Source organism: Nonomuraea composti (assembly GCF_012034275.1).
GTDB lineage: Bacteria > Actinomycetota > Actinomycetes > Streptosporangiales > Streptosporangiaceae > Nonomuraea > Nonomuraea composti.
In genome coordinates, this window is the sequence record NZ_JAATEP010000040.1 from 93,982 (window position 1) to 102,913 (window position 8,932).

Sequence of the window (8,932 nt, forward strand, 5' to 3'; positions counted from 1 at the left end):
TTCACGGCCGATCTCCTGGCTAGTAGGACGCTGTTACCTGATAGACCGCGAACGGCCGACTCATCCGGCTGTCGCGGAACGGGCGCAGCGGCGCCGTCTGCCACTTGTGCTCCGGCCCCTGCTCCCACTCCTGGAAGTCCGCCAGGCTGCGCCACATGCTCACCACCACGAAGTCCTCGCCGTCCATGACCGAGCGCAGCAGCTCGTTCGACAGCAGGCCGGGCACGCCGGCCAGCCGGTTGCTCGCCTCGTGGTAGGCCTTCTCGATGGCAGTGACGTCGGTGGCGGTGTGGTAGAGCAGCACCCGCACGCCGGCGTCGGTCATCGAGCCGCCTCCCACGCCTGGTGCGTGGCGGCCTCCCCCGGCGCGGCGCCGGCCCCGGGCAGGTGGGCGACGATGTGCATCGTGCTCATCGAGCCGCCGGAGCGGTAGGGGTGCAGCTTCTGGCGGTGCTCCAGGTGCCGCTCGCTGGTCTCGAACTCGCGGAAGCGCGGCTCGTCGACCCAGTCGCTCATGATGAAGTAGATGCCCTCTTCCTCGCCGTCGCGGGCGAGCCACTGGCCGAGGTTGGCCGGGTGCGTGGTGACCGAGTCGCCCACCTCCAGCCACACGCGCTCGAACTCGCTCTCCATGCCCGGCTTGATCTGCAGGCGCAACATCACGCGGAACACGCTCATGAGATCCCCCCGTCCACGGCCACGACGGAGCCGGTCACGTACCGCGACAGGTCGCTGCCCAGCCACAGCACGGCGCCCGCGACCTCGTCGGGGGTGCCGAGCCGGCCCAGGCACGTCTTGCCGGAGTAGCGCTCCACCATCTGCTCGCGCTGCTCCTGCGGCATCGCGTCGAACGCCTCGGTGTAGATCATGCCGAGGGCCAGCACGTTGAACCGGATGCCCTGCGGCCCGAACTCCCTGGCCAGCGTGCGGAACAGCCCGTGCAGCGCGGCCTTGGTGGCGGTGTAGTGGGCGCGCGTCGGGATGCCGACCTCGATCGACTTCGAGCTGATGCCGATGACCGAGGAGCCCTCCCCCAGCAGCGGCAGCGCGTACTGCGTCACCAGGTGCACGGCCGTCAGGTTGGTGTCGACGATGCGCTGCCACTCCGCCAGGTCCAGCTTGGCGTACGGGATGTGGCTGATCGCGGCGGCGTTGTTCACCACCAGGTCCAGCCGGCCGTCGAAGCGGTCGCGGCACTGCTCCAGCAGGCCGGCGATCTGCTGCGGGTCGGTGAGGTCGGCGCGCAGGACGGCGTGCCGGCCGCCGAGCTGCTTGAGCTCGTGCTCCAGCGAGACGACGTGCTCGCCCTCCTGCCGGTAATTGGTGATCACGTCGACGCCCGCCTTCGCGAGCGCGAGGACGAGGCCGCGGCCCACGCCGCGGGTGCCGCCCGTGACGAGCGCCCGCCTGCCGCTCAAGCCGAGATCCATCGCGGTCCTTCCTTCCTGGAGATGCACTGGTTGAGGGTCACTTCTTGAGGACGAGTGCGGCGTTGAACCCGCCGTACCCGCGGGCCAGGACCAGCACGGTCCGCAGCTCGCCGTCCCTGGGCTGGCCGAGGACCAGGTCGATGTCGCAGCCGGGGGCGAGCCTGGCCGGGCCCGCCGTGGCCGGGATGACGTCGTCACGCAGCGCCAGCAGCGCCGTCGCGACGTCGAGGGCGGCGCCGCCGCCGTACAGGCGCCCGGTCAGCGTCTTCGGCGCGGTGACCGGGACGCCGCGGGGGCCGAACACCTGCGTGATGGCGCGCGCCTCGGCCAGGTCGTCGCCCGGGTTGCCGGAGGCGTCCGCGAAGACGGCGTCCACCTCCGACGGGATGATCTCCGCGTCGGCCAGGGCGCGCTCGATCGTGCGGCGCAGCGCGGGCGGCCGGTCCGAGCCCGGCGCCGGGTCGAAGCCCGCCGCGTACCCGGCGACCCTGCCGTAGACGGTGGCGCCGCGCTCCCGGGCGCTGGCGGCGTCCTCCACGATCAGCATGGCGCCGCCCTCCCCCGGCACGTAGCCGGTGGCCGCCGCGTCGAACGGCAGGTACGCCCGCTCGGGGTCGTCCACGCCGGACAGCTTGCCGCTGGACAGCTGCGCGACCAGCCCGTACGGGCACAGCGAGGCGTCGGTGCCGCCGGTCACCACGACCCGGGAGCCGCGCCTGACCAGCCGTCGCGCCTGCCCGACCGCGTCCAGGCCGCCGGCCTGCTCGCAGCAGATGACCCCGCACGGGCCGCGCATGCCGTGCCGGATCGACACCTGGCCGGTCGTCGCCGCGTAGAACCAGGCGATCGACTGGTAGGCGCCCACCCACGACGGGCCGTTGAGGTAGAGCCGCTCCATCTCGTGCTGGCCGAACTCGGTGCCGCCCGACGAGCTCGAGGTGACCACGGCCATCTCGTACTCGGGCAGCTCGGCGGGCACCACCCCGGCGTCCGCCAGCGCGGCCTCGGCCGCCGCCAGCCCCATGTGCGTCCAGTGGTCGGTCTCCCGGATCAGGCGGCTGGGCAGCTGCTCCCCCGCCACGAAACCGGGCACCTGCCCGGCCACCCGCACCGGGTAGCCGCTCGCGTCGAACCGGGTGATCGGGCCGATGCCCGACTTCCCGGCCAGCGTCGCCTCCCAGTGCGTCTCGGTCCCCATCCCGGTCGGCGCGACGACCCCGAGGCCCGTCACCACCGGCATGCCGGATCCGCTCATCGGCTGCCCTCCCTGACCGCCTGCGTGTCCACTTCGGCCTGTTCGGTTCGGGGGCCGGCCGTCAGCCCGTTGACCAGGGCGCGGCGGCCGAGCGCGAACGCCAGCCCGCAGGCCGTCGCCACGCCGCCGAGCCCGAGGTAGTACAGAGGCTCGGGAACCACCTCGGCGAGCCGGACCACGCCGCTGCCCAGCCCGCCGCCGAGCCCGGCGAACAGCCACATCAGGCCGAGCGTGCGCCCCATGAAGCCCGGCGGCAGCACCTCGGCCGCGGCCGAGATGATCACCGCGGCGACGATGACCTCGCCGCACGCGTGGGTGAGGTAGACGACGACCAGCCACAGCGGCGACACCTTCTCGCCCGACGCGGCGAACACCGTGGTCAGCGACATGATCAGGAAGCCGCCGCCGACCAGGACGAGGCCGATCGCCAGCTTCACCGGGACGTGGTACCGCCCGGCCAGCGCCGGCAGCCCCACGGCGATCAGCGGCGCGAGCAGCAGGATGAACAGCGGCGTCGCGGCCTGCAGCCAGCTCGCCGGGATCTCCATGCCGAACACGTGCCGGTCCACGTGGTCCCTGGCGAACAGGTTCAGCAGCGACGCCGCGTGCGCGATGATCATCCAGAAGAGCGTGGAGCCCAGGAAGACGAACAGGAACGCGCGCAGCCTGCGCCGGTGGTGGGCCTCCAGGCCCGGGTTGCGGTAGACCACGACGTAGCAGACGATCGGCACGATCACGCTGAACACGCCGACCAGCCCGATCGCCAGGCTCACGCTCAGCATCCCGGCCAGCCCCAGCCCCAGCACCACCGCGGCCAGCAGGCCGGCCGCCAGCCCTGTCCGCCGCACCGCCGACGTGCGCTCGCCGGCCGTCAGCGGGCGCACCGGCCGCTGCCCCACGTCGCCGAACTGCGCGGCGCTCACCTTGATCTGCACCGCCGTCGTCAGCATGACCAGCGCGGCCACCCCGAACGCCAGGCTCCAGCTCACCCGCTCGCCCAGGTAGCCCACCAGCAGCGGGGCGGCCAGCGCGGAGACCTGGGTGGCGACGTACATGAGCGAGATGCCGGCCTCACGGCCCCGGCTGCCGCCGAACATCAGGTTGATCATGGCCTGGTGGTTCGGCTTGTACACCGCGCCACCGACCGCCACCAGCGGCAGGCCCACCGCCGCGCCCCAGCCGGCCGGCACCGCCAGGCACAGGTACCCGGCCATGCCGGCCACGCAGCCGGCCAGCAGCGCCCGCCGGTTGCCGAGCACGCGGTCGCCGAGCCAGCCGCCCGCGATCGACAACATGAACATGAAACCGATCCAGGCGCCGAACAGCGTCGCGGCGTCGGTGACCGGCAGGCCGAGACCACCGCGGGAGGCGGGGGCGGCGGCGTACAGCACGAGGATGGCCTGCAGGCCGTAGAACCCGAAACGCTCGAGCGCGTCGCTGGTGAACAAGGTCAGGTACCAGCGAGGCATCGCGCGCAGGGTGATGGCTCTGTCAGCGGTGCTCATCGCGCCCCGCCGTCCGGGGGTGCGCCGGCGAGCGCCGGTACTCTCACGTCGTTCATGCAGGCCCTTCTTTCGGCTCGACCAAGCAACACCTCTTGCGTACGGGACCCGACTCGAATCTGCCTTGCGTTGCGGGCAGCGAGCCGATCGACGGCCGGTGCGTAAGGGGCCTGGGAGGAGCCGGAAGGGCTGCTCAGAGGTGGGCTGTCGTCAGGTGAGGACGACGCCTCCGGCGAGGCGGGCCACGAGAGCGGGCACGTCCCTCCGCTCGACCTCCAGCTCCACGCCGCGCTCGACGCCCAGCTCCGCCCCTCGCTCGGCGTCCGGCTTCATCCCGAGCGCGCGCAGGCGGGCGCGCGCCCGCTCCGGGTCCGGATGCCGCCCGGTCAGGGAGAGCAGCGGCACCTCGGGCAGGCCGCGCTCGGCGGGATGCACGGTGGCGCCCCAGTCGATGAGGAACGGCGTCAGCGGATCGCGCCCCGGCATGGTCAGCCGCCACTCCAGCAGCTCACCGTCCACCGTCCGGCGCGACATCGGCCGCGGCTCCCCCAGGTCGAGGCCGTGCCGCCGCGCCTCGGCCAGGGTGCCGTCCAGGTCGGCGGGCCGCACGCACCAGTTGACCAGCCGCGGCCCGTCCAGCTCGTCGACCGAGAACCAGCGCGGCCCATCCGGCTCCGGCTGCTCCGGATCCGGCCCGACGATCTCCAGATAGCGCCGGCCGCCGAGGCCGAGCAGGTAGTTACGGGTGCCGAGCCCCAGATGCCGGCCACCCTCGACGGGCCGCACACCGAGCGCTTGCTCCAGCGCGGCGACGGTGTCGAGGAGGGCGGGCGTGGCGTACACGAGATGATCGAGCATGGCTCAAGACCCTAGTGAGAGCGACCAGGCTCAGGGGGAGACGGGCCGGCCGGCCCAGTGCGGGGCCACGTACGGCTCGGCGTGGCCGGTGCCGTCGCCTGGGGGGGTCATGCGGGGTACGCGTGCGTCTCGGTGGCCTTGACCGACGCCCAGATGTGCTGGCCGGCGGTCAGGTCGAGGTCGGCCAGGGCGGCCGGGGTGATGTCGGCGAAGACGGCGACGGGGCCGTCGAGGTGGACGCGGACGTTGTCGCCGTGCCGTTCGATGCCCTCGATGCGGGCCTGCCACAGGTTGCGGGGGCTGCCGTCGGGGCGGGTGCGGTAGAGGGCGACGGCGGCGGGCGGGAAGGCGACGAACGCGGGCCCCGTGAGGTGCTCGGAGGTGTGCAGCAGCAGCTCGCCGACCTTGACCCCGGCCCCGTCGGCCGTGCCGCGGTGCAGGTTGAGGCCGACGAGGCGGGCGACGTAGTCGGTGCGGGGGCGGCGGGCGACCTCGGCCGGCGGGCCCTGCTGGACGACGGCGCCGTGCTCGATGACCACCAGCCGGTCGGCCAGCACCATGGCGTCGAGCGGGTCGTGGGTGACCAGGACGGTGGCGCCGTCGAAGTCGGCGAGGTGGCGGCGCAGCTGGGAGCGGATCCGCAGCCGGGTGTGGGCGTCGAGGGCGGCCAGCGGCTCGTCCAGCAGCAGCAGCTCGGGCCGTACGGCGAGCGCGCGGGCGAGCGCGACCCGCTGCGCCTGCCCGCCGGACAGCTGCCGGGGCCTGGCGGTGGCGCGCTCGGCCAGGCCGACGCGGTCCAGCAGCGCGGCGGCGGTGCGGCGGGCCTCGGCCTTGGGGACGCCCTGGCAGCGCGGGCCGAAGGCGACGTTCTCCAGCACGGTCAGGTGCGGGAAGAGCAGGTAGTCCTGGAACACCATGCCGATGGGGCGGCTCTCGGCGGGCAGCGGGTGCAGCGGCCTGCCGCGCAGCGTGATGTGCCCTCCCGACAGGGGGGTGAGACCGGCGAGGGCGCGCAGGGCGGTGGTCTTGCCCGCGCCGTTCGGGCCGAGCAGCGCCACCACCTCGCCCGCCCGCACGCCGAGGGTGAGGTCGAGGGTGAAGGCGGGCCTGGTGACCACCAGCCGCGCGTCCAGGCTCATGCCCTGATCCTCCTGGCGCGGCTCCTCCGCCGGACGGCGGTCGCCATCGCGCGGCCCCTCCGCCGGACGGCGGTCGCCATCGCGCGGCCCCTCCGGCGGAACGCCGGCCGTCATGGCGCGCTCACCCACCGGTCGCGCAGGCTGGCCAGGATGACCACCGACACGGCCAGCAGCACCAGGCTGAGCACGATGGCCGCCTCCGGCTCCGTCTCCAGCGCCAGGTAGACGGCCAGCGGCATCGTGCGGGTGGTGCCGGGGAAGTTGCCCGCGAACGTGATCGTCGCCCCGAACTCGCCGAGCGCCCGCGCCCAGCACAGCACCGCCCCCGCCACCACGCCGGGCATCACCATGGGCAGCGTCACCCGCCGGAACACCGTCCACCGCGAGGCCCCGAGGGTGGCGGCGGCCTCCTCGAAGCGCCGGTCGGCGCCGCGCAGCGCGCCTTCGACGCTGATGACGAGGAACGGCATCGCCACGAACGCCTCGGCGACGACGACTCCGGCCGTGGTGAACGGCAGCGTGATCCCGAACGCGCCCTCCAGCCACTGCCCGACGAGCCCCCGCCGCCCGAGCACGAGCAGCAGGGCGACGCCGCCGACCACGGGCGGCAGCACGAGCGGCACCGTGACCAGGGCCCGCACCAGCCGCCGCCCGGGGAACTCGGTGCGGGCCAGCAGCCAGGCCAGCGGCACGCCGAGCAGCAGGCACACGGCGGTGGCGACGGTGGCGGTGATCAGCGACAGCCGCAGCGCCTCCAGGACGTGCGGCTCGGCGAGCCGTTGCGGCAGCGTGGACCACGGCGCGCGGACGAGCAGCCCCGCGAGCGGCAGCGTCAGGAACACCAGCCCCGCCAGCGCGGGCACGACCAGCATCCACGGCAGCCGTCCCGCGACCGCGCGGCGCGCGGCCGGGCGCCCGGTGAGGCCACGGCGCCGGGGCTCGGCCGAGTCGAGGTGTTCGGGGGCGGGTGCGCTCATGCCGGGTCAGGCCGCCTCGAAGCCGGCCTTGGTGAGGACGTCCTCGCCCTGCTGCGACAGCACCAGGTCCACGAACTGCCGGGCGAGGTCACCGGCCGGAGCCCTGGTCAGGGCGGCGATCGGGTAGTCGTTGATCGCCTGGTCGGCCTCGGGGAACGCGATCCCCCGCACCTTCCCGCCGGCGGCGATCACGTCGGTCCTGTAGACGAGCGCGGCGTCCACCTCGCCGAGCTCGACCTTGGTGAGCGTGGCCTTGACGTCCTGCTCCAAGGTGACCGGGGTGACCTTCAGCCCGGCCGCGCCGAGCGCCTTGACCGCCGCCGCGCCGCACGGCACCTGCTCGGCGCACAGCGCCACCTTCACCTTGGGGTCGGTGAGGTCCTTCAGAGCGTCCACCCTGGCCGGGTTGTCCTTCGGGACGGCGATCTGCAGCTTGTTGCGCACGAACGTGGCCGGGGCGGCGGCCAGCGACGCGTCCGTCACCGTCTTCATCGTGGCCGGGCTGGCCGCGGCGAACACGTCCGCCGGCGCCCCCTGGGTGATCTGCTGGGCCAGCGTGGCGCTGGAGCCGAAGTTGAACTTCACCGTCGTGCCCGGATGCGCGGTCTCGAAGACCTTGCCGAGCTCGGTGAACGTGCCGGTCAGCGAGGCCGCCGCGAACACCGTCACCTCCTTCGCCCCCGCGCCGGAGAACGAGCCGGCCGCCGGCGGCGCGCCGGCCCCGCCGGACCCGCAGCCGGACAGGCCCGCCAGCGCGAGCGCGACGGGCAGGGCGATCGCCCATCGGGAAAGACGCCTGATCACCAAGGGAGCTCCTCACACCTGTCCGGCCACGCGCTCGTGGCCGGGGATCTCCACGACGACGTTGGTGGACTTGATCACGGCCACCGCCACGACCCCCGCCTCCAGGCCCAGCTCGTCGGCGGCCTGCCGGCTCATCAGCGACACCACCCGGAACGGCCCGGCGGCGATCTCCACCTGGGCCATCACCGCGTCGCGGAGCACCTCGGTGACGATGCCCCTGAAGCGGTTGCGTGCCGAGGACCGGCCGCCGTCGCCGCTCTCCCCGACCTGCGCGCGGGCGAAGGCGGCCAGGTCGGCGCCGCGGATGCGCCGGTGGCCGTGCTCGTCGCGCTCGGCGCTCAGCCGGCCCGCGTCGACCCACCGGCGCACGGTGTCGGAGCTGACCCCGAGCAGCGCCGCGGCCTCACTGATCCGGAACGTCGTCACAAGCGTCCACTCTACCGCCCGCACATGCCAGCCTGAAACCCGTCAAGCCATCGCATCAGCGACATGCCCTGAGAAATGACCCTGGCATTCGCGAAGGAGAGTCATCCCGCCGGGTCGGCGCCCTGGCGGATGGCGGCGGCGTACCGCGCGGCGAGCCGGTCGCGCTCGGCGCGGCAGGCCGCGGCCCGCCAGGTGAGCCCGGCCGACTCCAGGTCGTCGATCTCGGCCTGCAACCAGAACAGGCGCTCGCGGCGGGTGGGCGCGGGTCGCCTGTCAGGCGTGTCCTCCGGGCGGTACGCGCTGCTCACGACATCCTCCGGCCGTCCTGGACGCCCGTCGCCGCCCTGGGGCTGGGGCGGGAAGCGGTGCGTCTCCGCCGAGAACGGTAGATCGACGGCACCCGTCCGCGATTCGGGAGATCTCCCTAAATTGCCGCCTCGCCGCGCCCGTTCATCCGGTGGGCGAGCGCGGCCGCCTGGCCCCGACTGGCGACGCCGAGCTTGGCCAGCACGGCGGAGATGTGGTGGTCGACGGTCTTGGC

11 protein-coding genes are annotated in these 8,932 nt (G+C 73.9%); all 11 read right to left on the reverse strand.

Annotated features, from left to right (window positions below; translation table 11 throughout):
- Positions 1-19 precede the first annotated feature (19 nt).
- Entirely contained in the window at positions 20-325 is a 306-nt protein-coding gene (locus HCN51_RS40660; protein WP_168017375.1) for an antibiotic biosynthesis monooxygenase family protein, read from the reverse strand.
- The gene (locus HCN51_RS40665) at positions 322-678 is read right to left on the reverse strand and encodes an antibiotic biosynthesis monooxygenase family protein (protein WP_080040119.1); all 357 of its coding nucleotides are present in this window, start codon (positions 676-678) and stop codon (positions 322-324) included. The genes HCN51_RS40660 and HCN51_RS40665 overlap by 4 nt, the downstream gene beginning before the upstream one ends.
- Positions 675-1,430, reverse strand: a complete 756-nt coding sequence (locus tag HCN51_RS40670) for an SDR family NAD(P)-dependent oxidoreductase (protein WP_168017376.1) — start codon at positions 1,428-1,430, stop codon at positions 675-677. The genes HCN51_RS40665 and HCN51_RS40670 overlap by 4 nt, the downstream gene beginning before the upstream one ends.
- Positions 1,431-1,467: 37 nt before the next feature.
- Positions 1,468-2,685 carry a ketosynthase chain-length factor gene (locus tag HCN51_RS40675; protein ID WP_168017377.1) on the reverse strand — a complete coding sequence of 406 codons (1,218 nt, stop codon included), beginning with the start codon at positions 2,683-2,685 and terminating at the stop codon, positions 1,468-1,470.
- The gene (locus tag HCN51_RS40680; protein ID WP_240973764.1) at positions 2,682-4,154 is read right to left on the reverse strand and encodes a peptide MFS transporter; all 1,473 of its coding nucleotides are present in this window, start codon (positions 4,152-4,154) and stop codon (positions 2,682-2,684) included. Before HCN51_RS40680 ends, HCN51_RS40675 begins: the two co-directional genes overlap by 4 nt.
- Before the next feature lie 243 nt (positions 4,155-4,397).
- Complete coding sequence (locus HCN51_RS40685; protein WP_168017379.1) at positions 4,398-5,045, reverse strand: VOC family protein; 648 nt, start codon at positions 5,043-5,045, stop codon at positions 4,398-4,400.
- A 107-nt stretch (positions 5,046-5,152) separates the two neighbouring features.
- Positions 5,153-6,184, reverse strand: coding sequence for an ABC transporter ATP-binding protein (locus tag HCN51_RS40690; protein ID WP_168017380.1), 1,032 nt, complete (start codon positions 6,182-6,184; stop codon positions 5,153-5,155).
- Positions 6,185-6,294: 110 nt separating this feature from the next.
- Complete coding sequence (locus tag HCN51_RS40695; protein WP_428981568.1) at positions 6,295-7,161, reverse strand: ABC transporter permease; 867 nt, start codon at positions 7,159-7,161, stop codon at positions 6,295-6,297.
- A 6-nt stretch (positions 7,162-7,167) separates the two neighbouring features.
- A complete protein-coding gene (gene modA / locus HCN51_RS40700; protein WP_168017381.1) occupies positions 7,168-7,965 on the reverse strand; it encodes a molybdate ABC transporter substrate-binding protein in 798 nt (265 codons plus the stop codon).
- Positions 7,966-7,977: 12 nt separating this feature from the next.
- Entirely contained in the window at positions 7,978-8,391 is a 414-nt protein-coding gene (locus HCN51_RS40705) for a TOBE domain-containing protein (protein ID WP_080040128.1), read from the reverse strand.
- Positions 8,392-8,492: 101 nt separating this feature from the next.
- Positions 8,493-8,699 (reverse strand): hypothetical protein, encoded by a 207-nt coding sequence (locus tag HCN51_RS40710; RefSeq protein WP_168017382.1) that lies wholly within the window; start codon positions 8,697-8,699, stop codon positions 8,493-8,495.
- Positions 8,700-8,932: the final 233 nt, after the last annotated feature.